We start from the raw sequence: 22,560 nt of genomic DNA on the forward strand, positions 1-22,560 counted from the left end.
TGCTTTTGACCCAAAGCCCGTTCCAGCTCCTTAATGCGCTCTGCCTGCTCTTTTTGCTTCTTTGATAAACTTTTACTTTCCACTATCATTCGTGTATTACTCACGTAAAGATCGGAATATTTACGTAACCATTTATATACCGCCGTGGTACTTACCTGATAAAGCTGGCTAACATCACGAACCCGGAGTTCTCCCTTTTCAATCTGCTTGACTAATTGCAATTTGAGGCCTAAATCAAACACTCTGTGTTCTTGTCCTTTTTTCATTATACATTAAGTTTAAGAAAAAAGGCAACCTATGTTAGGCTTAGTCAAGTTGCAAGTTGCACTGAGCGGAGCCCAAGGACACCCCGTCTCCTGATCATCCCCACAACTCCCATCCATCTAAGCCCATCCGCTATCCTCTCATTTCCCAAACTCTTCTACCTCATGGTCACATTATCGAATTCTCATATTCTCATATTCTCCCATTATCAGATGCTCTGCGCATAATGCGTTTGCCCTGCTATAGACAGTAGCCGAACTCAAACAAGTGCCATACCCAGAAGATCTTTTACTTCACTCAGCATGGCTGCGGTAGCTCCCCAGACCGTGTATCCGCTAAAATTAAAATACGGTACATCTGCATTGGTGGCATAAGAGGTAATAATGGTTTTCCGGGCTACGAGATTGTCATCGAGTATATATTCCAGCGGCACTTCTATAAGTTCTTCCACTTCCTCCTCCTGGGGCAGAAATGACGGGGTTTCTTCCGATACGCCCAGAAAAGGGTGCACCAGGAAATTACTCGGGGGCACATACAGTGTTGTCAACGCCCGGACAATCTTTATCTTTTCCGGGGAAACCCCCACTTCCTCCTGCGTTTCCCTGAGGGCTGTTATCCGGATATCGGCATCTTCCTCCTCCATCTTCCCCCCGGGAAAACCAACCTGGTTGGAATGTATTCCCTCATATTTCTTACGAAGGAGCAGAACTATATTGGTTTTGTAACTGTTATCGGGATAGAATAAGGCCATAACACCGGCTTTCCTGGGATTTTTCAGGGAAAGGTCCACTTGGCGTAATTCTTTTGCCGGAATGGAAGCCATTTTATACTGGGATTCCTGTCCCGGTAAGGGTAGATTTTTTATTTTTGGGACTAACTCTAAAAATTCATCAAAATTCATGTTACGTAATACTCTGAGTCTTTTTACAATAATACTATTTATATTTTTAACCGGGTGCCAAGAAAAAGCTAAAAAATCCACGGGGAAAGCCCACCCGGCTACAGAGCAAAGCGAGGTGGACACTACGGCAAACAAAAAAGCCGAAACGGACACGATCTCCAAAAAAGGCAGTATTCCCAAAAATGTAAAAACGGAAGACACTATTGTACTGAATGACGATAACGCTATCCCTTTCTTTTTCGAATACAACAAAAAGCACAAAGAAAACAAGGTAAAAATATCTACGAAATACGGCGATATTATCATAGAACTGTTCCGGGAAACCCCCTATCACCGTTCCAATTTTATCTACCTGACCAAAAAGGGATATTTTGACGGTACTTACTTTCACCGGGTCGTAAAAAATTTCATCATCCAGGGTGGAAATTCCGATAACCGTATGACTTCCAGAAAGCGTACGGACATCGGAAGGTACCTTCTCCCTCCGGATACGAGAAAAGGGTTCAAACACCACCGTGGTATAGTATCCATGCCCAGCAGCGATGAGGTGGACAATCCGCACAAACTGGCGTCACCCTTCGAGTTTTTTATTGTGGTACAAAGCCCCGGAGCGTATCACCTGGATGGAAATTACACTGCTTTCGGTCGTGTTACCCAGGGCATGGATGTAGTAGACAAGATTTGTGACCTGCCAACAGATGACCGCGAATGGCCTTATGAAAGCGTAAGAATGAAGGTGGAGATTATAGAATAACCTAATAACAAAAGAGACACACGGCCGTGTGTCTCTTTTGGATAAGAGGCCATAGGTCTCTTAATAAATTATTTAAGGTTTAGTCATTATCCTGTAAAATACACCATAATCGCTGTAATAATCACTACGACAAGTACGGAAGCAACTATATCTACCCAGCTGTAACTGTTTTTCACTTCCGCTTTCTGCTCTGCTGTCAATGTGCCCAGGGCGAGCCCTTCCACCTGTTCGGCAGAGGGTTTTGCAGATGATAAGCTTACCCCCACGAGGATACAAAGGGAGATAACAAAGATAACAATAGCGAAATGAGAGAACGGTATGGCTATAATATCGCCCAATATACCGGAGAATTCGTGTCCGGGGTTAAAGGTTACTATGGTGTCCAGGATTAACCGGAAAAGCCCTATTCCGAACCCGATGTACAGGGTTGCCAGAGCTCCTTTGGCATTGATTCTTTTGGAAAGTATCCCGAGAAGGAATACCGCTGTAATCGGCGGCGCTATATAAGACTGAACGGATTGCAGGTAATCATACAGTGTTCCCGGGGCATTTTTCATAACGGGTATCCAGGCGAATCCGAGGATAACGATAAAACCTGTTGCTATTTTCCCTATGCGGAGCAACTTGGTTTCGCTCTCATTCGGTTTTAATTTTTTGTAAATATCTATGGTAAACAACGTAGAACAGGAATTGAATACCGAAGCCAGGGAACTCATAAGGGCTGCCAGTAATCCCGCAGCGACAAGTCCCCGTATTCCCGCCGGGAGCAGGGTTTTTACCATTGTCGGCAATACTTCATTGGCATTGTCGTACTGTAATACTCCCTGTTTGCTGAGCGCAAAAGCCACCATCCCGGGAACCAGGAAAAGAAAAACGGGAAGAATTTTCAAAAAACCGCCCCATATGGCTCCTCTTCTACCCTCTTTGACATTTTTTGCGGTCAGCACCCGCTGTACTATATACTGGTCCGTACACCAGTACCATATACCAACGATGGCACCTCCGAACACCATTCCCGTCCACGGATACCGGGGATCATCGGCGGGACGCCACATGTTAAAGTGTTCACTCCCCACGATCTCCTTAAGTCCGGACCATCCTCCGATGGCTTCGTGATTAAGTCCTATAAAGGTTACGGCCAGCGCCCCGCCTATAAGGACAAAGGTCTGAAGGGTCTCCGTATAGACCACGGCACTCATTCCTCCAACAACGGTATATACCCCGGTAATGACAAGGGTAAGTATTGCCCCGGTCCAGAAATCTATTCCCAGTAAAGACTGGAAAACAATTCCCCCTGCATAGATGGATACGGAAACCTTGGTAAGTATATATCCCAGCAGGGAGAGTATGGACAAAAACCACCTGGCTTTGGGGCTATATCTCCGTTCCAGGAATTCGGGCATGGTAAATACCCCGCTCCTGGCGTAGAAGGGCAAAAACACCCAGCCGAGAAGTAGTACGATCCAGGCGTGTAATTCGTAATGTGCCAGGGGCATACCACTATCGGCACCTGCCCCGGCAAGCCCTACCAGGTGCTCTGAGCCTATATTGGACGCAAAAATAGACGCCCCCACGACGAACCATCCTACATTCCGGCCCGCCAGAAAGTAATCTTTTGTGTCTTTTTGTTTTTTGCTCATCACCCAGGCAGCAATACCCAGGAGAAGTACAAAGTACATTCCTATGACAATCCAGTCCAGTTGTTCCATAATTCCGGTTTTTGGTTAGCTGTTCCGGAACGGGAACAAACAGATTGTTCCCGTTCCGGATATACAGACTTAAATATATTGATTGATCAGATTCTCAAAGAACTCCTGTTTTCCGCTTTGTTGTTTGATGTCCTGGTGTTCCTCGGCATACCGGTATAATTCTTCGAGAGAAGTCATCCCGTCGGCAAAAACCTTTCCGTCACCGGAATCAAAAGAACTGTAACGCTCTTTACGCAATGCCAGGTATTCCGAATCATCCAGGATTCTCTGCGCTGCAACCAGGGCACGTGCAAAAGCGTCCATTCCTCCAATATGCGCATAGAAAATATCTTCGAGATCGGTAGAGTTCCTCCTGGTCTTGGCATCGAAATTAACACCTCCGCCCTGGAAGCCTCCGGACTGTAAGATAACGAGCATGGCCTGGGTAAGCTCAAATACATCTACCGGGAACTGATCGGTATCCCAACCATTCTGGTAATCTCCGCGGTTGGCGTCTATACTACCGAGAAGATTATTGTCTGCCGCCACCTGTAATTCGTGCTCAAAAGTATGTTGTGCCAGGGTGGCGTGGTTTACCTCCAGGTTCAGTTTAAAATCGTCCAGGAGATCGTATTTGGTAAGAAAACCGATTACGGTAGCCGCGTCAAAATCGTACTGGTGCTTAGTCGGCTCCATAGGCTTGGGTTCGATGAAGAACTTACCTTTAAACCCTTGTTTTCGGGCGTAATCTCTCGCCATATGCAGAAAAGTGGCAAAGTGTTCCTGTTCTCTTTTCATCTCGGTATTCAAAAGCGACATATAGCCTTCTCTACCTCCCCAGAATACATAATTCTCACCTCCGAGTTTAATGGTAATATCCAGGGCATTCTTTACCTGGGCCCCGGCCTGTGCCAGAACATTAAAATCCGGGTTGGTGATCGCCCCGTTCATATATTTCGGGTGACTGAAACAGTTTGCAGTACCCCAGAGTAGTTTTACCCCGGATGCTTTCTGCTTTTCCAGGGCATAGTCGGATATAAACTGTAATCTCTTTTCCGATTCCGCCAGGCTGTTCCCTTCTGCGATCAGGTCAAAATCATGAAAGCAATAGTAAGGAACGCCCAGTTTGGTGATAAACTCAAAAGCGGCATCCATTTTGTCTTTCGCCTGTTGCTTCGCGTCTGCCGCCTCCAGCCAGGGAAAATTTTTGGTTGCCATTCCGAAAGGATCTCCCCCGGTTCCGGTAAAGGTATGCCAGTAAGCTACGGCAAAACGGAAATGTTCTTTCATGGTCTTGCCTCCCACGACTTTATTCTCATCATAGTATTTGAATGCCAACGGATTGCGGGAAGAAGCTCCTTCGAACTTTATTTTCCCTATTCCCTTAAAATACTCTTTCTCTCCTAATGTTATCATTTTTTTCTTGCATTAAATATGTTATACTTCGGTGTCAGGTGTTAGCTGTTTTGTTTTGGTCTGTCTGTAACTCCGGGACTATTGCTGCGCTTTGGACAAGGCTTCTTTCCACGATTCATAAGCCTCCCGGTACGTCTCTTTATCTTTGAGAGGAGCGTAAGTTGCTATGTACTCATCACCGGAGAAAGCATCTCCGAAAGTATTAAAGTCGCCATAGCTATACCCCGCCGCACGTGCGGCACCTACGGCCCCTGTGGTATCCACAATACGTATCTCTCTGTCTACCAATGTAGCTATGGTACGTGAAAACAGTTCGGACCGGAACAGGTTGTCCCCTCCGGCTTTAATAGCAGTCAGTTCTACGCCGTCATTCTCCAGTACGCCTATGCCATAGACAAAGGAAAAAGCAATCCCTTCCAGGGCTGCGCGATACAGGTGTTGCTGTCCGTGAATATTGAAGTTCAGGTTGTGTATTCCCGCTCCTATGTTGGCGTTGTTCAGCATGCGTTCCGATCCGTTCCCGAAAGGCAATATCCGGAGTCCGGCAGCCCCGACCGGAACGGTCGCCGCCATTTGGTTCATTTCGTTATAGGTAAGTGTTCCGCCGGATACCTGGTCTTTCATCCAGCGATATAATATCCCTGCCCCGTTAATGTTTAGTAATTTACCGATACGGGGAAGCTCCGGTTTATGATTGACGTGTGCAAAGTTATTGATGCGGGTCCCTTCGGTAGTACTTGTTACATCACTTACGGCATAAACCACTCCGGATGTCCCACCGGTAGCCGCTATTTCCCCGGGATTGAAAACATTAAGAGATAATGCGTTGTTCGGCTGGTCTCCTGCACGGTACAGCAAAGGAACCCCTGCTTTCAGTCCCAGTTCGCGCGAGGCTTCTTCGGTAAGCTTTCCCTGTTCGGAAAAAGTGGGTACCACTTCAGGTAACAGGGAAGTGTCTATACCCGCTTCTGCGAGCAGCCACAGGGCAGGTTTGTTATCTTTAAAATCCCATGTGATCCCCTCGGAAAGCCCGGAAGGCGTTGTAGTACATTCCCCGGTAAGTTTCAGGGCTATATAATCTCCCGGAAGCAGGAATTTGTATATTTTTTCATATATCTCAGGTTCGTTCTCCATGACCCATTTCAGTTTGGAAAGGGTAAAATTACCGGGAGAATTAAGCAACCTGTCCAGACATTTGTACTCACCGGCCTTTACAAAAAGCCGGTTCCCGGTATCTACCGCCCTGCTGTCGCACCAGATAATAGAATCGCGAAGGACTTTTAATTCCTTATCCACAATGACCAGTCCATGCATCTGGTAGGACACTCCTATTCCGGCAATCTTTGACGGGTCGGTTTTGGTCTGCTTCAATAATTTTGCGGTGGCTTTACACAAATTATCCCACCACATTTCCGGGTTTTGCTCTCCCCAGCCCGGTTCCAGAGAGGTTATGGGCATTTCGTTATCCGGCTGTTGTGTCACTCCGACTACCCTGCCACTACCGGCCTCGACAAGAGAAGCCTTTATCGAAGAGCTTCCCACATCATATCCTATCCAATACATACTTTAAGATTGGTTTACTGTATTATTATCCTGCCAAATCTTTAAAAAAAGATCTTATAGTAAATATAACTATAAGATATGGTAAAAATAACCATAACTTTTAATCTGACAAATTTTTTATTGCAAAATCGTTTTGCAATCGATTGTGGATCAAATATACATTTTTCCGTTAAAAAAAATTAAAATATCTCAATTCCAAAAAAAGTCTATCCTGTTTCCATACCCCGTCCACTTGTATATTGTCCTATCCGAAATCCTTTTCGCTTTAGGCGGCTTTGCAGGGCAAACGCATCGTAAAATTATAAATAGTTGCAGGTTCCAGGTTGCAGGTTTGGGCAGGTTGCAGGTTCCGTTCTGAGTGGGGCCGAAAGGCACCTGGCCTCCCGGTCATCCTTACCATCTCTGTCCTCTCATTTCCCAAGCTCCTTTACCTCAGAGTCACACTCTCACACTCTCGCACTCTCACCTTCTCACATCCTCAGATACTGCGTACATGATTCGTTTGCCCTGGGCGGTTTTGTATATCATTGGGTGTAATTCCGTATATTTGATGGCTTTAAACACTTTTCCTTCCAGGTGATCTTATCCGGAAAACAGGTAAAACCGGTAATCGGAAACCGGTTGATCTCACTAAACAATAAACATGAAAGCGAAAAAGGAAATCACCATTTACGATATAGCAAAAAAGCTCAAGTATTCTCCCTCTACCATATCGCGGGCTTTGAACGACCACGAAAGCATCAGTAAAAATACAACCCAGCTCATAAAGAAAATGGCCAAGGAAATGGGATACCAACCTAATTCCCTGGCTGCCAGTCTTAGGAATAACAGAAGTAAGACCATTGGCATTATGATATCCCGTATCAACAGGCCTTTTGTGTCGTCATTGATAAGTGGTATTGAGGAAACGGCAAGAAAATCCGGATACAACGTTATTATAAGCCAGTCCAACGACAAATATGAAAACGAAGTCGTAAACGCGCAGACGCTGTACAATAGCAGGATCAGCGGCCTTATCGTTTCTCTTTCCATGGAAACACGCAAACTGGAACACCTTCGCCAGTTCATGGACCAGGGGATCCCTATCGTATTTGTAGATCGTGTTCCGGATGAGCTGGATATACACAAGGTCATTATAGACAACTACACCGCAGGATATAAAGCAACCCAGCACCTTATAGAGCAAGGTTGCAGGCATATTGCCCATTTTGCCGGGGCACAGCACCGAAACGTATACCGGGAACGGAAAAAAGGGTACCTGGATGCCCTGAAAGATCATAACATTCCGGTGGATAATAACCTCATCGTAAGTTTTAAATCTCTGAGTTTCGGGGAAGGAGAAAAGGCCACCCGTAACTTACTGGACCTGCCCCAACCTCCCGACGCCATTTTCTCGGCCAACGACACGGCTGCGGTCAGCGCCATCATGTATGCAAAAAAAAGGGGAATAAAAATTCCGGAAGAACTGGCTGTTATCGGTTTTAATGACGATCCCATTGCATCGATAGTCGAACCCGCCCTATCTACAGTAACCCACCCTGCCATAAAAATGGGCCAGATCTCCGCCCAGCGTATTTTACTGCATGCCGCGGAAGATAACGAAGATACGGTCTCGGAAATTACCGTTCTCCCCACAGAGATCATTGTCCGGGATTCTTCCAGAAAAGTTTAAGAAACTGTTTGAGTTTCAACGTGTCAAGACACCAAAAAAAACAGGCATAACAAACGTGTTTCCCTGTTGTATCTGTACAACCAAAAAACATTATTTGTGAATATCTTCTTTATTCGATCCGAAAAACGCAACCGATTGCATAAAATATTTTGAAAAGGGACTTTTTTTCGTTTATTTTACAATCCCAATGCATTCCGGAATATTGTAAAAGCCTCTAAACAAGGCCTTTTTTACGTAAAACAACTACCGGAAATGCCGGATAAACTATAAAAAATATTGGAAATATGACTAAAACTGCTATTGTGACCGGGGGAAATTCCGGGCTGGGTTATGCTACGGCAAAGAAATTATGCGACAACGGTATCAAAACATATATCGTGGGCAGAAACCGTGAAAAAACAGAAGCTGCCTGCAAAGAGATCGGGGAACTTGCCGTTCCGGCCATATTTGACCTGAATAACCTGGAAGGAATTCCGGAACTCATAAAAAGTATTGCCAAAGATTCTCCTATAGACATATTGGTAAACAATGCGGGAATTAATATGAAGAAGGAATTCCTGGACGTTACCGACGAAGATTTTCAATCCATCATTCACACCAACGTATTCAGTGTATTTTCCGTGAGCCGGGAAGTCGTAAAGGTAATGAAAGAAAACGGAGGGGGGAGTATTGTAAACATCAGCTCCATGACCTCGCAATACGGCATACCGAAAGTGATCGCCTATTCGGCCAGTAAAACCGCTATTGAAGGAATGACGAGGGCTATGGCCGTAGAACTGGCACCATTTGGTGTCCGCGTTAATTGCGTGGCGCCGGGGTTCATAAAAACCAAAATGTCTTCCAAAGCCCTGGACAATGACCCGGAACGAAAAAACAAGGTGCTTTCCCGGACTCCTATGGGAACACTGGGTGAGCCTTCGGATATCGCCGATGCGGTCTTCTATTACGCCACTTCCGAATCCAAATTCACCACGGGGACCGTATTGCCGGTAGACGGCGGAAACAGTATCGGTTTTTAAGGTATCTCCGACAGACAAGTAACAGAATAAAGAAATTAACGGGAGGGCAAACCAGGGATAGTACAGCTATCCGGAATACATTTTTCAAAATAGTGGTTTTCCGACCAGATAACATAAAGCTATATGATACGAATGCAGCAAACCATGCGATGGTACGGACCGCACGACGGCGTTAGCCTGCAGGAAATAAAACAGGCAGGAGCCAGCGGGATCGTCACCGCGTTGCATGAAATTCCCGTTGGGGACGTGTGGACCGTTGAGGCCATAAAAGACCGACTCTCCACAGTACACGCCCAGGGACTGGAATGGACTGTCATAGAAAGTCTTCCGGTACATGAAGATATTAAGCGAAAAAGCGGCGATTACGAAGCGTATATAGATAATTACAAAAAGAGCCTGGAAAATATTGCTTCCTGCGGGCTTAAGGTCATTACCTATAATTTTATGCCTGTACTCGACTGGATACGGACCAACACGATGTTTGTCAACCGGGACGGTACAAAGACCCTCCGGTTTGAAAAGGATGCCTTTGTCTTTTTTGATCTTTTTCTCCTGCAAAGACCCGGAGCCGGGAATGACTATTCGGATGAAGAAAAAGAAAGCGCTACCGCTTATGGCAACCGCTTATCCGAAGAGGAAAAACAGAATCTTTTTAATACGGTTTTATTGGGACTTCCGGGCAGTAAAGAGAATTTTACCCCGCAAAAAGTCCTGGACCTGCTCAAACAATACGAAGGCATTGATGACAGTAAATTAAGGGAAAACCTCCGTTACTTTTTGAGTGAAGTTGCTCCCGTAGCTGAAAAACTTGGCCTGAAACTGGCCATACACCCGGATGACCCGCCTTTTTCCGTACTCGGGCTCCCGCGTATCGTATGTTCCGAGAAAGACATAGAAAAGGTACTGGAAGCCGTACCGCTCAACGCAAACGGGTTATGTTACTGCACCGGATCTTTAGGGGCCAACCCGGACAACGACCTGGTACGTATCCTGGAAAAGCATGGCGATCGTATACATTTCCTTCATCTTCGAAGTGTGGAAAAAGAGAGGGAAGGCGTATTCAAAGAAGCCGAACACCTGGGCGGAGATGCCCCGATGGAGACTGTTGTTTACAAAATACTTCAGCTGATGAACAAAAGGAATATTTCCCTGCCTATGAGACCGGATCACGGGGCTCTTTTTTCGCTGGAAGAAGGAAGGGAGCACTACTCCGGTTATTCGCTTATAGGCCGCCTAAAGGGACTCGCGGAAATACGCGGATTGGAACACGGCGTGGTATATGCCATGAACAACAAAATCTAACCGGTTCGATTTCAAATAACCAAAAACGCCCCGGCCTGTTCCCTAAAACAGGCCGGGGCGTTTTCTTCCTCAAGAACCAATTTTTCAGGCTATTCCGTCACCGTATTTATGGTCTCTATGGTCCCCTCTTCACGGTGTCTGAGTTTACTCATCTTTATATTGCGCAGATGCGTTTTTCCGGACAGCTCGGTGTCGTGATAAAAAATATACCACTGCCCTTCGAATTCCACGATGGAGTGATGATTGGTCCATCCTTCAACCGGGTTAAGGATGTTCCCCCGGTACACGAAAGGTCCGTATGGGCTGTCGCCTATGGCGTAAGCAATAAAATGTGTGTCTCCGGTAGAATAGGAGAAATAATACTTATCCTTATACTTGTGCACCCACGCAGCCTCGAAAAACCGCCTGTCATGATCTCCGGCCAAAATGGGATTTCCTTCTTTATCCAGGATTTCGATCTCTTTAAGTTCCTCGTCAAATTGTAGCATATCCTTACTCAGGCGGGCCACTCTCGGGCCAATAGCCGGTTCGTCATCTGCAGGTTCGTTATCGTAAGGGGTTTTTGTGTCGTGGTCGTATTTTCCGGTTCTCCAGTTCTGCAACTGACCTCCCCATATCCCCCCGATATACATATAGTATTCACCGTCAGTATCCTCAAATACGGCCGGATCAATGCTCAGGCTTCCTTTCATCGGTTCGTTTTCCGCCTTAAAAGGTCCCGAAGGAGAATCGGAAACCGCAACTCCTATACGAAACACGCCTTCCTTATCTTTTGCCGGGAAATACAGGTAATAGGTATCTCCTTTCCTGGCAGCATCCGGGGCCCATAATTGTCTCTCCGCCCAGGGAACATCCTCCACACTCAACGCCACCCCGTGATCTGTTACCTTTCCTCCTGCGGAATCCATAGAAAACACATGATAATCCCGCATATCAAAATGTCCTCCGAAATCGTCTTCTTCTATCCCTGCATTTACGTCATGGGACGGGTAGATATACAATTTACCTTCAAAAACATGTGCAGAAGGGTCTGCCGTATATATATCTGTTACCAGGGGCTGATCGCGGAACTTTTTCTTTTCTTCCTTTTTTTGCTCTTTAACCCCGGTAGTCTGCTCATCCTGCTTCTTTTTGTCCCCTTCACCGCAGGAAGCCAACAGCAAACCGGCAAATAACATGGATGTTGTCTTTTTTAAATACCCCTTTTTCATCTTTACTTTCTTTATTGATATCGTTATTTTTAATTATTGCGTTCTCTCCCGCTGTCCGGTAACAAAAAACCTGGTATTCCGACATCCTTTATGCCGGTAATCCTTATAAAAGCAGGGCTTTCATGCTTTTGTCACTGTTAATAATATTCTATGCTTCACTCCTTCGCATTACCTGTTACATAATTACTCTCTTCCGGACCGAGATAACTCGGTTCAAGGCCCCCGGTATCTATAATAATTTTTTGCAGGACAATCCCCGGATCCAGCATGCGTATGCGCAGCAGGTGTTCTCCCGGTTCATCCACCTGATGTACACTCACCAGGTCGTTGATATTATTTGCCACCCATTTTTCCCATAGCCTGTTATTTTCCTCCGCGTGCATACGGATTATTTGGGGGGTGGTGTTATCTATAGAAACTGCAAGGCGCTTTCCGTCCGGCGAATTGTCATAGTTCAGGGTCGGGGAAAGCAAGGTATGTACTTTAACTTCTCCGGGAGTATTCAAATATATCCTGTATTCCAGATAGTGTTCTTCGTTTTGCAACACGTCTTTGTCTAAAGTAACCGGGAAAAGCGTTACTGCCGAACCGGTCCTGCCCAGATCGGGTATTACACCGTATTTTGTCCCGGTAAGTTCTTTTTTACCTGAAAAATTCATGGCTTCCATAGCTATGTAACCATTTTGTTCTACGAAACCTTTTACTTCTTTTCCGGAGAAAGTGTTTACCCTGGCATATACTGTAACCTCATCTTTGCCGGTGCGGATGGTTACGGGTACTTCCTTAACTCCGGCAGGTGCCTTGGCCCAATCGACGTCTATCCATATCCTGTCCTCGCCGCTGACTTCTCCATGAGCGGAAGACAATAATAACCAGGGTACAAAGCTATGGATCTCATATTTCAAAGGCTTTTTCCCCTTGTTAAATATATCTATGTATCTCTTACCTGTCTGATAAGGGGTTATTTCCGGGAGTACCGGTTTTTCCTTCGCATGCGGCCACCATTCGGCCGAACCCTCTATCGCCACTCCCAGGGCAGCTTTATCCGGCATCTTGATCTCTTTTACTTCCGGCATGGTTTGTTCTTCGGGCTGCTGCCAATAGGTATATCCTATGTGGGTCTGGCTCATCATATGGTTCCATTTCCCTCCTGCCAGGCTATCGTGGTAATAGGCTGTAAGTTCCGCATCCTTCCGGTATAATTCTCCTGCTCTTTCGGCCATTTTATTGGTATTGGCCCTGCCCTGTCCGGCATAAAGACGGTTTTTGGCAACGGTCACATATAACTCATTGAGGTTCGCACAGGCCTTTACCGGGAAAAGCACCAACTGGTAGAAAGCATCCCGGTATTCTCCCGGTATTTTGGTATAGATATCTTCCGCTTTCTCAACCAGCTTATTATAGTCTTCAACTACTCTCTCCCCCTCCCGGTAATGAACAAGACTGTAGGTCTCCGCATCGAGCAGTTCGGGTTTTCTCCTGCTGTTATACTTGGCATAGAGGGATAGTAATTCTGCTATTTCCGGGGCATATTCTGCTCCGAACTGTTTTGCACTCCACTCTTCTACGTATCCGGAAACCCGGTCTGCAGGCCATTTTTCGGGAGACCAGGCATAGTCGAGGAAAAAGGAGATGGGAAGTTCCATGGGTTTGATATCCCCTACATTCACCACCCAAATACGATCTACTCCGTGGCGATAGGTAAGATGCATCTGTTCCCATATCCTCGGAAGCGGATTGGTGTTTAACCATTTATAGTTTCGCGGGCCTCCCACATAATCGAAGTGATAGTACATTCCGTATCCGCCTTTACGCGGCGGGACATACGGTTCGGGGAGTTTTCGCACGTTGCCCCAGTTATCATCACATAAAAAAAGGGTAACATCATCCGGCACGCGCAGACCTTTATCGTAGTATTCCTGAACTTCTTTGTACAGTGTCCATACCTGTAATGTTTCCTTCGCCGGTTTTCCGGTGGCCTCACTGATTATATTCCGCTGATCCTCGATGATCTTTTCAAGCAGGGCTATATTGTTCTCTTCACTCATAGGTTCATCCCCATCACCACGCATACCCAGGGTAACGATACTTTCGTTAGTCCCCATTCTCTCTATGCCTTCCTTCCAGAAATCCTGTAATTCTTCTTTATTGGTTTCGTAGTTCCATGCTCCCTTACCATACCTGCTCCATTCTACATGGGCCCGCATCAGGGGTTCGTGGTGGGAAGTACTGATCACCACGCCGTATTCATCTGCCAGGGAAGCGGTCAGGGGGTCATCGTCATAAAAAGCCCTTCCCCACATGGCAGGCCAGAGAAAATTCCCTTTGAGACGAAGAATGAGCTCAAATACGTTTTCGTAAAACTTATGGTTAAATCCACCGAATTTTTCATGGGCCCAACCGGACAGTGCAGGAGCTTCGTCATTGATAAAAATTCCCCTGTATTTAACTGCCGGGGTCCCCGTGCTGTACCTTCCTTTCCGGACATACAACCTTTCTTTTTGTTTGACGGGAACATCGGCCCACCAATACCAGGGGGAAACTCCTATTTGTTCGGAGAGTTCATAGACACCGAAAATGGTCCCTCTTTTATCACTTCCGACGATTACCAACGCCTGCTCTACACCTTCAAAAGGACAATCTATTACCTGTATGAATGAGGTTTCCCATTTTCCCGAGATATCATTTACCTGAAGTTTTCCTTCGTTGATCAACTTGTCGACCCAGGGATTTTTACCAAGTGTTCCCACAAGTATGACAAACTTAGGAAGCTGATCTTTTTCCGTAATTATTTCAGGTGATTTTCCTGTCACTTCTCTGATATCTTTCCCGAAATTTTTTACAGCCCTTACCACCCCTGCATATTCATCTTCTCCGAAGTATACAGGTGCAGCTTCTCCATCCACCAGGGGAAACCATCCGCCATCTTTTTCTGCGGAAACAAGAGACTGGCCATGTGCCATAATGCTTAGCAGCAGGAGCAGGCCGATCATAAAAAAGGTTCGTCTTATACCGTTATTATCCGAGGTTTGATTACTGTTGGTATACATGGTTATAAGGTTGGTCTGTTTTAGAAATTGATATATTTTCTGCTTTATTTATAGGTATATAATTCCACTTTTTGAATACCGTATCTGCCAACAGGTATTCGCAAATGCCTTCCCTGGTGACTTTGATCGCCGTTCATCCTCCTGCCCGGCTTCCACTCCCCGTTCTCATACTTTCCTTCATCAATTCTTGCTATTCCCGCTTTCGGAGCTTTTTTGTCATCCGAAAAAAAGGTGATCACAATCCCGGTACCGGCAACAGTAAGCTTGCCCGGAGCGGTTTCGATGAGTAATACTCCGCTGTCCGGCCATACCTCTTCTTCTGCCCCGGCCGACCATCCTAGGGTATGATCGTGTTTTACCACTATAGCCAGATCAAACAAAGGCACTTTTAGAGCGATAACATTAGCGGCCGTTATAAAACTACGCTGTCTGATTCCCTGTGAAGTACAATACCCCGAAGGCAAAACACGTCTGCTTTCAGGGCAATTGTACAAACAAACATGAGATTTTAATACCCGTTATTCTGATCAGCCTGAGAGATGTTGTTATTAGCTGCTATCTCTGCCAACGGTATGGGGAACACTTCGTTTTTCCCCACGACAAAATTGGGTATCTGATTACCCATTCCCCATCTTACGAGATCGGGAAAGCGTACTTGTTCTCCGGCCAGTTCCACTTTTCGTTCGTGTACTATTGCGGCAAATACTTCTTCCGGTGTAGCTACCGGGTAGAGGGTATTCATTTCCGGAGTACCGTAATTCGGCATATTTACCCTATCGCGGACCTGGTTCAGGTAATCAATCGCTGCATCCGAATTACCAAGGGCGTTCTCGGCTTCGGCCATCATCAGCAGAACATCTGCATACCGTATTACCCTGAAGTTAATACTGGAGTTGATGTTCTCATTGGCTCGCTTGTAATAATTCTGGTATTTTTTCCACGCCGCCTTTCTTTCCAATGGTATATTAACCACTCCTTCTCCGTTATTAAACGAGTCACCATTAAAGTAGAAACTGGCCGTATAGCGGGGATCGCCGTCTTCGTATTCCTCCAGGAGGTCATCGGAAGGATAAACATTAAACCAGTTATTCCATCCGTATTCCTGTCCGCGAAGTGTTGTCTCATTCTGCCCTGCTCCAGTAATATCGGAATCCCAGAGATTTCCCCCCCCGAGACTCTCATCAAATTCTATTTCAAATATAGATTCTCTGTTATGTTCTGTTTCTTCCAGGAAATTATCACTAAAATTATCGGCGAGCGCAAAATCTTCGATAATTTCATTAAAAGCATCTCGTGCCGGGCCGTAGTCTCCCCTGTAAAGGTGTACCCTTCCCAAAAGCGCATAGGCGGCTTCGTTAGTAGCCCTGCCCCGCTCGTGACGGTCATCGGATTTACTGTAAAGATTTGCGGTGCCATATTCGAGATCCGGGATAATAACCTCATCATATATTTTTTCCAACGAAGTTCTTGGTAAACCCTCACGTTCTTCTGTAATAACCTCCGTAATCATCGGAGCATCTCCAAATCTTGTTACGAGAAGAAAATAATAATAGGCACGTAAAAACCTTGTTTCCGCGATGAAATTGTTCTTTGCCTCATCAGATAAGGCAGAGATTGATTTTATTTTTTCTTGGTTGGATATTACATAATTGGCTTTATTAATCCCCCTGTAACAACTCTCCCAATACGCTCGTATACCTCCATGGCTGGCGTCAAAACTGAAATTAAGATATTGCTGTTTATCTGCTTCCAGTTGCGGGTTTCCACTGTTTTCATGTGACAGGTTATCCATCATAAAGAACATGTGCCTTCCCCATAATCCGAGGGTTTGCAGATTGGCGTAACCTGCATTTACGGCCGATATTACCTGTGGTTCTGTTTCAAGAAAACTGTTCGGATCAGCCCCATTGGGGTCAGTCAACTCAAGATCGTCCGTGTTACATCCTCCGGCTACCAATATCGTAAATATGGTATAAAAAAGGATTGTTGTATAGTTTTTATATTTTCTTATAATTTCCATGATACTTTTCTTTTTCTATTAGAAGGATACTTGTAAACCAAGGAAAAGAGATTTAGGCTGCGGATAGTTACCGCGGTCTATTCCCACTTCAAAGTTAGAAGCCGCATCGGTTACGGTATAAGCACCGACTTCCGGGTCATAACCGGAATACCCGGCAAGGGTTATCAGGTTCTGTCCGCTCAGGTATACCCTGAATTTGGAAAAAGTACCGTTAAATACCTCTTCCGGCAATGTATATCCTACGGTTATATTTCTCAGCCTCGCATACGATCCGTCTTCGACAAAACGATCGGATGCCCTTGTATTCAGGGTAGCTCCCTGGGCGCGTGGAATACTGTTGGAGGTACCTTCGCCCGTCCAGCGGTCCAGCACCCTGGTACTCGCATTGAAAAGTCTTTGCATACCTTCGGTGTCAAAAAGAAGCGTATTGAAAACATCATTACCCGCGGTTCCGCTGATAAAGACATTAAAATCGAAATTCTTATAAGCCGCATTGACGTTCAGACCGAAGGTTATATCCGGAAACGGATCTCCGATTTTCACCCTGTCCTCGTCATTGATAATACCATCCCCATTCTGATCTACCATCCGGATATCGCCGGGCTGTGCTCCTGCCTGTGTGGCATGGGCATTGACCTCTGCCATATTCTGAAAGATCCCGTCCGTCTCAAAACCGTAAAAATGGAATAGCGATTCTCCCGGGGCTACACGCGTCAGGTTATCTCCCACCCCTGCCACGAAACCGGCGCCGGTAATCTCTCCGACGGTTCCGAGAGAAAGGGCTTTATTGGTATTGGTCCCGAGGTTGAGGTTCGCCGACCATGTAAAGTCGCCATCGTAATCGTTGTACCCGAGATTAAATTCGAAACCTTTGGTCTCCACAGAACCTACATTCTCCGTAATAATCCCGGAATGTGTACCAAAGGAAGGAGGAAGCGGCCTGTCCATTAACAGGTCATCGCTCTTGTTCTTGTAATATTCGGCAGAAAGGGTAACTTTATTATTCCACAATCCCAGGTCGACACCTATATTGGTCATCGTAGTCTCTTCCCACTTTACATCGGGATTGGCCACTCCGGAAGGAGAGGCGCCTATTCCTGCAGAACCGTTTATAGGGTAAATAAAATTATCTATGATGGTGAAATTGTAAACATAGTCGGCTATGTTATCATTTCCGGTAGTACCCCAGCTTCCCCGTAATTTGAGGTTATTGATGGCGGGGACGTTAAAGAAATTCTCTTCGCTGATCAACCAGCCCCCGGCAAGGGAGTAAAAATTCCCCCACCGGTTATTAGGTCCGAAACGGGAAGATCCGTCACGGCGGATGGAAGCGGCAAGGATGTATTTTTCATCGTAATTATAGTTGACACGTCCCAGGTAACCTATCCGTGTGTACTCGGAAGAATTGGACCTGAGATTAGATTCGGTATTGGTCAACTCATTGACATCATTACTGATATAGTTCCGGCTATAGGCATTGGTATTCGTAGACCTCATCTTCTGTTTTTCTGCCAGTACCAGTACCTCGAGGTTGTGTTTCTCCGCAAAAGTAGCTGCGTAATTAAGGCTGTTGGTGTATACCAGGGATTTGAATGTTCCCGAATTTTTTTCAACAGAGGCAAAAACCTGCGTGTGTGTAGTCCCTATGCTGTCGTCATTAAAAGAGGGTACAAAGACATTATTGTTAAAAGTCCTGTAATCGAGACCTGCCTGTGTTTTGAATACCAATCCGTCCAGTATTTCGTACTGTGCGTACAGCCCACCGATAATATTCACGGACCTGTTACGCCGCTGCGGCAGTTCCAGTACCCTTACCGGGTTTTCCGCATCCTGTCCGTCCACTGACGAATTAGGGCCCTGGAAACCTCCGGGATTAGCCGGGTTGTATATAGGGAGATAGGGCGCCATACGTATGGCATGGCGAATAACGGAACGCCCGCCACTATCACTTTCCGGATTCTGGTTATTAAACACGATCTGGGCCGTTTCACCTATTTTAAACTTTCCGAAAGTAAAATTACTGTTAGCCCTGAAATTATGCCTTTTGAAACCGGTATTTCGCAAAATACCTTCCTGGTCAATAAGTCCCCCGGATATACGAAAATCGCTGTTCTCGTTTCCCCCGGAAACAGCAAAATTGTGTTTTTGCATCAGGCCGGATTGGAAGATGGCATCCTGCCAGTCCGTATTCCTGTTCAGCATATCCGTGTACTGCGGATCTGTCAACCGCTCCGGAAGGCCGAAAGCCTCTGCGAACTGCATATACTCGTTCGTATTCATCAGATCGAGTTTTTTTGTCACGAACTGTGTCCCTACATAGCTATCGAGGGTAAGGGATACTTTTCCCGACCTTCCTTTTTTGGTAGTGATCATCACCACTCCGTTGGATCCTTTAGATCCGTAAATAGCCGTAGTAGACGCATCTTTCAATACTTCTATGGACTCTATATCCTGGGGATCCACATCTGCCAGTCGCCCCCCGATAACTCCATCTATAACATATAGAGGATCGTTATTGTTCATCGTTCCCAATCCACGTATCCGCACTACCGGCGGTTGTCCCGGCGAACCACTGTTTATTACGGAAACCCCGGAAGCCCTCCCTTGTAAAGCCTGTTCTGATGTAGTGACCGGTACACTGGCCAATGCTTCGGAGTCTATGGACTCGATGGCCCCGGTAACAACTCTCCTGGACTGTGTACCGTACCCTACTACAACAACCTCATCGAGCTGGGCCAGGTCTTCTTCCAGGGTAACATTGATAGTTGTACGGCTGTTAACCGCTACTTCTGTTTTCTTATATCCGATATAACTGAATTCCAAGACAGCATCCGGGGGCACATCACCGAGTGAATAGTTCCCGTCAAAATCTGTAGTAGTTCCGTTTGAGGTTCCCTGTACTATGATACTTGCCCCGGGCAAAGGACCATTGACATCAGAGACCGTTCCCGACACGGTGATGTTTTGCCCGTATACCATAATGCTCCCCGAAAGGAACAGTATACAACAAAACACCACCTGCCGTACTTTACGCTGATTTTTTAGAAGTTTTAAGTACATAATAAAATGATTTGGTTTTAAAAAGCGATATACACAACAATTGTCTTTAACACTTTCTTACTTATAGTCAATATGAACATATGATGTAAATATACATAAATATTCTATCCACACAATCGGTTCCAAAACATTTTTATGCAATAAAAAGGCCTAATAATTATCATAATCCTATCTGTGCACGAAAACTTAGGGAGAAAAGAATAAATTATAAATAAGTAATTTTTACTTAAAAAAATATCATAAATTATTTTTGGCGTTAAAAAGTTACGCATCTGTAAATCCATACAATAAAAAAAGCGACCCCATGCGGGATCGCTTTTTAAAGTTTAAATCAGGATATTTATCAGATACTATTAAGTTCTTGTTTAACTTCCCGGAATTCCCGTATTATATCCTGAATTATTTCCGATACGGGTTTTATGTCATGGATCAACCCTGCCACCTGGCCTATTTCCAGTTCTCCTTCATCCAGGTCTCCTTCAAACATTCCTTTTTTGGCTCGGCCTCTACCCAAAAGTTCTTTCAATTCCTCCACGGAGGGAGATTTGCTGTAAAGTTGCTGCACATCCGTATAGAACTTGTTTTTCAACAATCTCACCGGGGCGAGTTCTTTCAGAGTGAGGTGGGTATCTCCTTCCCGGGCTTCCACAACCTTTTGTTTGAAATAAGCATGAGAGGAGGCTTCTTCACTGGCAACAAAACGGCTGCCAATCTGTACGCCATCGGCCCCCAATACCATAGCGGCCAGCATTCCCCTTCCGGTTGCAATCCCTCCTGCAGCTATAAGGGGAACGGATATTTTTTCCCGCACCATAGGTATAAGCGTAAAGGTGGTGGTCTCTTCTCTTCCGTTATGCCCCCCGGCCTCAAAGCCTTCGGCAACTACGGCATCTACTCCTGCGTCTTGCGCCTTCAGGGCAAACTTTACACTGCTCACTACATGAACAACCGTAATTCCGTGATCTTTTAAATAAGGCGTCCAGGTTTTGGGATTTCCGGCAGAAGTGAAAACGATCTTCACACCTTCTTCCACTATGATCTCCATGATCTTCTCAATATCCGGGTACAGCATAGGTACATTGACTCCGAACGGTTTATCCGTTGCTTTTTTGCATTTTCTGATGTGTTCCCGTAATACTTCAGGATACATAGACCCGGCTCCGAGAAGCCCCAGGATACCGGAGTTACTGGATGCAGAAGCCAGTCTCCACCCGCTGGCCCATATCATCCCGGCTTGTATGACGGGGTATTTTATATTGAACAGTTGTGTAATCCTGTTTTCCATATATATACGGGGAAATAATATTTTACAAAAATCCCAGGGATACGGCCGTATCCCTCTACATTTTTTTATTACGATATTACACCGGAACCTATCAGTTCGTCATTCACATACCACGCCACGAACTGCCCTTCGGTAATGGCGCTCTGCGGGGTTTCGAAATCCACATACAATCCGCCGTCCACCTGGTAAAGGGTCGCTTCCTGAAGGGGTTGTCTGTAACGTATCCGAGCTTTCACTTTCATGGTTCCGTCCAAAGGCAACGCAAGGTCCTCGCGAACCCAATGTACTTCATCGCTGATAACAAAAAGTGCCCTGCGAAAAAGTCCGGGGTGATCTTTTCCCTGTCCCGTATATATGACATTTTCTTCTACATCGGTATCAATAACAAACAAAGGCTCCACCGTTCCTCCCACATTAAGTCCTTTGCGCTGTCCTTTGGTAAAATAATGTGCTCCCTGATGTTTGCCTACTATCTTGCCATCGGTCTTCACATAATTGACCTTACGGGCGTTGTAAGCCAGCTCTTCTTCTTTATTGTCAAAGTACCGTACTTCTTTTTTATAACTCTCACTGGAAGCAGGTACTTCTACGATAACCCCTTCTTTTGGCTTTAATTTTTGCTGTAAAAATTCGGGTAGACGAACCTTCCCCACAAAACAAAGTCCCTGTGAGTCCTTTTTCCCGGCAGTGACCAATTCTTCTCTTGCCGCTATTTCACGAACTTCCGGCTTGGTGAGTTCGCCTATGGGAAACAATGTCCTGGAAAGCTGATCCTGGGAAAGCTGGCAAAGAAAATAGGACTGGTCTTTATTGTCGTCCTTGCCGGCCAGTAAACGATATATTTCCTTTCCGTCACGGGTTACAACATCCTTACGGCAATAATGCCCGGTGGCCACATAATCCGCTCCAAGGCGGAGGGCTATTTTCAGAAATACATCAAACTTTATCTCGCGGTTACACAGGACATCCGGGTTCGGGGTACGCCCTCTTTCATATTCCCCGAACATGTAATCGACAATACGTTCTTTGTATTCGGCACTGAGATCTACGGTCTGGAAGGGTATTCCCAGTTTCTCCGCTACCATCATGGCATCGTTACTGTCTTCCACCCATTCGCATTCCCTGGAAATGGTCACGGAATCATCGTGCCAGTTCTTCATAAAAAGGCCTATTACCTCATATCCCTGTTCTTTAAGCAGGTATGCGGCTACGCTGGAGTCTACTCCCCCGGATAAGCCTACGACTACTCGTTTCATCTGTTTTACTCCTTTCTCTCTTGGCAGAGTATTTGTTTTTACCCTGCAAAATTACAAAAAACAAAGAGACGCAGTTTAATGCTGCGCCTCTTCGGTTAA

The 22,560-nt window shown here is 45.7% G+C and carries 16 protein-coding genes; 4 read left to right on the forward strand and 12 right to left on the reverse strand.

Translation table 11 applies throughout. The features are described 5' to 3' along the window. Both ACVBDU_RS04030 and ACVBDU_RS04035 read right to left on the reverse strand, forming a co-directional pair. A partial coding sequence (locus ACVBDU_RS04030; protein WP_447178008.1) for a transposase occupies window positions 1–266 on the reverse strand: 266 nt, incomplete at its 3' end. Between the two features lie 257 nt (window positions 267–523). Then, window positions 524–1,087, reverse strand: coding sequence for an NUDIX hydrolase (locus ACVBDU_RS04035; protein WP_447178498.1), 564 nt, complete (start codon window positions 1,085–1,087; stop codon window positions 524–526). Between the two features lie 76 nt (window positions 1,088–1,163). Between ACVBDU_RS04035 and ACVBDU_RS04040 the strand changes: the two genes are divergently transcribed. Continuing rightward, window positions 1,164–1,919 (forward strand): peptidylprolyl isomerase, encoded by a 756-nt coding sequence (locus tag ACVBDU_RS04040; protein WP_447178499.1) that lies wholly within the window; start codon window positions 1,164–1,166, stop codon window positions 1,917–1,919. Window positions 1,920–2,005: 86 nt separating this feature from the next. Here the strand turns inward: ACVBDU_RS04040 and ACVBDU_RS04045 are convergent, their stop codons facing one another. The 3 genes from ACVBDU_RS04045 to ACVBDU_RS04055 form a co-directional block, all read right to left on the reverse strand. Further along, window positions 2,006–3,628, reverse strand: a complete 1,623-nt coding sequence (locus ACVBDU_RS04045) for a sodium:solute symporter (protein ID WP_447178500.1) — start codon at window positions 3,626–3,628, stop codon at window positions 2,006–2,008. Between the two features lie 69 nt (window positions 3,629–3,697). Continuing rightward, window positions 3,698–5,023, reverse strand: a complete 1,326-nt coding sequence (gene xylA / locus ACVBDU_RS04050) for a xylose isomerase (RefSeq protein WP_447178501.1) — start codon at window positions 5,021–5,023, stop codon at window positions 3,698–3,700. A 78-nt stretch (window positions 5,024–5,101) separates the two neighbouring features. Continuing rightward, complete coding sequence (locus ACVBDU_RS04055) at window positions 5,102–6,586, reverse strand: xylulokinase (RefSeq protein WP_447178502.1); 1,485 nt, start codon at window positions 6,584–6,586, stop codon at window positions 5,102–5,104. Window positions 6,587–7,229: 643 nt separating this feature from the next. Between ACVBDU_RS04055 and ACVBDU_RS04060 the strand changes: the two genes are divergently transcribed. From ACVBDU_RS04060 to uxuA, 3 genes are all read left to right on the forward strand, one after another. Continuing rightward, a complete protein-coding gene (locus tag ACVBDU_RS04060) occupies window positions 7,230–8,258 on the forward strand; it encodes a LacI family DNA-binding transcriptional regulator (RefSeq protein ID WP_447178503.1) in 1,029 nt (342 codons plus the stop codon). A 284-nt stretch (window positions 8,259–8,542) separates the two neighbouring features. Then, the gene (locus tag ACVBDU_RS04065) at window positions 8,543–9,277 is read left to right on the forward strand and encodes an SDR family NAD(P)-dependent oxidoreductase (RefSeq protein WP_447178504.1); all 735 of its coding nucleotides are present in this window, start codon (window positions 8,543–8,545) and stop codon (window positions 9,275–9,277) included. A gap of 132 nt (window positions 9,278–9,409) precedes the next feature. Continuing rightward, the gene (gene uxuA, locus ACVBDU_RS04070) at window positions 9,410–10,579 is read left to right on the forward strand and encodes a mannonate dehydratase (protein ID WP_447178516.1); all 1,170 of its coding nucleotides are present in this window, start codon (window positions 9,410–9,412) and stop codon (window positions 10,577–10,579) included. A gap of 89 nt (window positions 10,580–10,668) precedes the next feature. On the opposite strand, the gene ACVBDU_RS04075 is transcribed toward uxuA, so the two are convergent. From ACVBDU_RS04075 to mnmA, 7 genes are all read right to left on the reverse strand, one after another. Beyond that, window positions 10,669–11,790: a glycoside hydrolase family 43 protein gene (locus ACVBDU_RS04075; RefSeq protein ID WP_447178505.1), complete on the reverse strand. Its 1,122-nt coding sequence runs from the start codon at window positions 11,788–11,790 to the stop codon at window positions 10,669–10,671. Window positions 11,791–11,945: 155 nt separating this feature from the next. After that, a complete protein-coding gene (locus ACVBDU_RS04080; RefSeq protein ID WP_447178506.1) occupies window positions 11,946–14,840 on the reverse strand; it encodes a glycosyl hydrolase 115 family protein in 2,895 nt (964 codons plus the stop codon). A gap of 44 nt (window positions 14,841–14,884) precedes the next feature. Then, complete coding sequence (locus tag ACVBDU_RS04085; protein ID WP_447178507.1) at window positions 14,885–15,334, reverse strand: DUF5597 domain-containing protein; 450 nt, start codon at window positions 15,332–15,334, stop codon at window positions 14,885–14,887. Window positions 15,335–15,348: 14 nt separating this feature from the next. Then, the gene (locus ACVBDU_RS04090) at window positions 15,349–16,860 is read right to left on the reverse strand and encodes a RagB/SusD family nutrient uptake outer membrane protein (RefSeq protein ID WP_447178508.1); all 1,512 of its coding nucleotides are present in this window, start codon (window positions 16,858–16,860) and stop codon (window positions 15,349–15,351) included. Between the two features lie 18 nt (window positions 16,861–16,878). Further along, entirely contained in the window at window positions 16,879–19,920 is a 3,042-nt protein-coding gene (locus ACVBDU_RS04095; protein WP_447178509.1) for a SusC/RagA family TonB-linked outer membrane protein, read from the reverse strand. A 343-nt stretch (window positions 19,921–20,263) separates the two neighbouring features. Next, window positions 20,264–21,205, reverse strand: a complete 942-nt coding sequence (locus ACVBDU_RS04100; RefSeq protein ID WP_447178510.1) for an NAD(P)H-dependent flavin oxidoreductase — start codon at window positions 21,203–21,205, stop codon at window positions 20,264–20,266. Window positions 21,206–21,273: 68 nt separating this feature from the next. Further along, the gene (gene mnmA, locus ACVBDU_RS04105; RefSeq protein ID WP_447178511.1) at window positions 21,274–22,461 is read right to left on the reverse strand and encodes a tRNA 2-thiouridine(34) synthase MnmA; all 1,188 of its coding nucleotides are present in this window, start codon (window positions 22,459–22,461) and stop codon (window positions 21,274–21,276) included. Between the last annotated feature and the right edge of the window lie 99 nt (window positions 22,462–22,560).

Source organism: Sinomicrobium endophyticum (genome assembly GCF_052983315.1).

Bases quoted from the DNA above. Each gene is read 5' to 3' on its own strand.
- ACVBDU_RS04035 (WP_447178498.1), bottom strand. From the start codon at position 1,087: ATGGCTTCCATTCCGGCAAAAGAATTACGCCAAGTGGACCTTTCCCTG.
- ACVBDU_RS04040 (WP_447178499.1), top strand. From the start codon at position 1,164: ATGTTACGTAATACTCTGAGTCTTTTTACAATAATACTATTTATATTT.
- ACVBDU_RS04045 (WP_447178500.1), bottom strand. From the start codon at position 3,628: ATGGAACAACTGGACTGGATTGTCATAGGAATGTACTTTGTACTTCTC.
- xylA (WP_447178501.1), bottom strand. From the start codon at position 5,023: ATGATAACATTAGGAGAGAAAGAGTATTTTAAGGGAATAGGGAAAATA.
- ACVBDU_RS04055 (WP_447178502.1), bottom strand. From the start codon at position 6,586: ATGTATTGGATAGGATATGATGTGGGAAGCTCTTCGATAAAGGCTTCT.
- ACVBDU_RS04060 (WP_447178503.1), top strand. From the start codon at position 7,230: ATGAAAGCGAAAAAGGAAATCACCATTTACGATATAGCAAAAAAGCTC.
- ACVBDU_RS04065 (WP_447178504.1), top strand. From the start codon at position 8,543: ATGACTAAAACTGCTATTGTGACCGGGGGAAATTCCGGGCTGGGTTAT.
- uxuA (WP_447178516.1), top strand. From the start codon at position 9,410: ATGCAGCAAACCATGCGATGGTACGGACCGCACGACGGCGTTAGCCTG.
- ACVBDU_RS04075 (WP_447178505.1), bottom strand. From the start codon at position 11,790: ATGAAAAAGGGGTATTTAAAAAAGACAACATCCATGTTATTTGCCGGT.
- ACVBDU_RS04080 (WP_447178506.1), bottom strand. From the start codon at position 14,840: ATGTATACCAACAGTAATCAAACCTCGGATAATAACGGTATAAGACGA.
- ACVBDU_RS04090 (WP_447178508.1), bottom strand. From the start codon at position 16,860: ATGGAAATTATAAGAAAATATAAAAACTATACAACAATCCTTTTTTAT.
- ACVBDU_RS04095 (WP_447178509.1), bottom strand. From the start codon at position 19,920: ATGTACTTAAAACTTCTAAAAAATCAGCGTAAAGTACGGCAGGTGGTG.
- ACVBDU_RS04100 (WP_447178510.1), bottom strand. From the start codon at position 21,205: ATGGAAAACAGGATTACACAACTGTTCAATATAAAATACCCCGTCATA.
- mnmA (WP_447178511.1), bottom strand. From the start codon at position 22,461: ATGAAACGAGTAGTCGTAGGCTTATCCGGGGGAGTAGACTCCAGCGTA.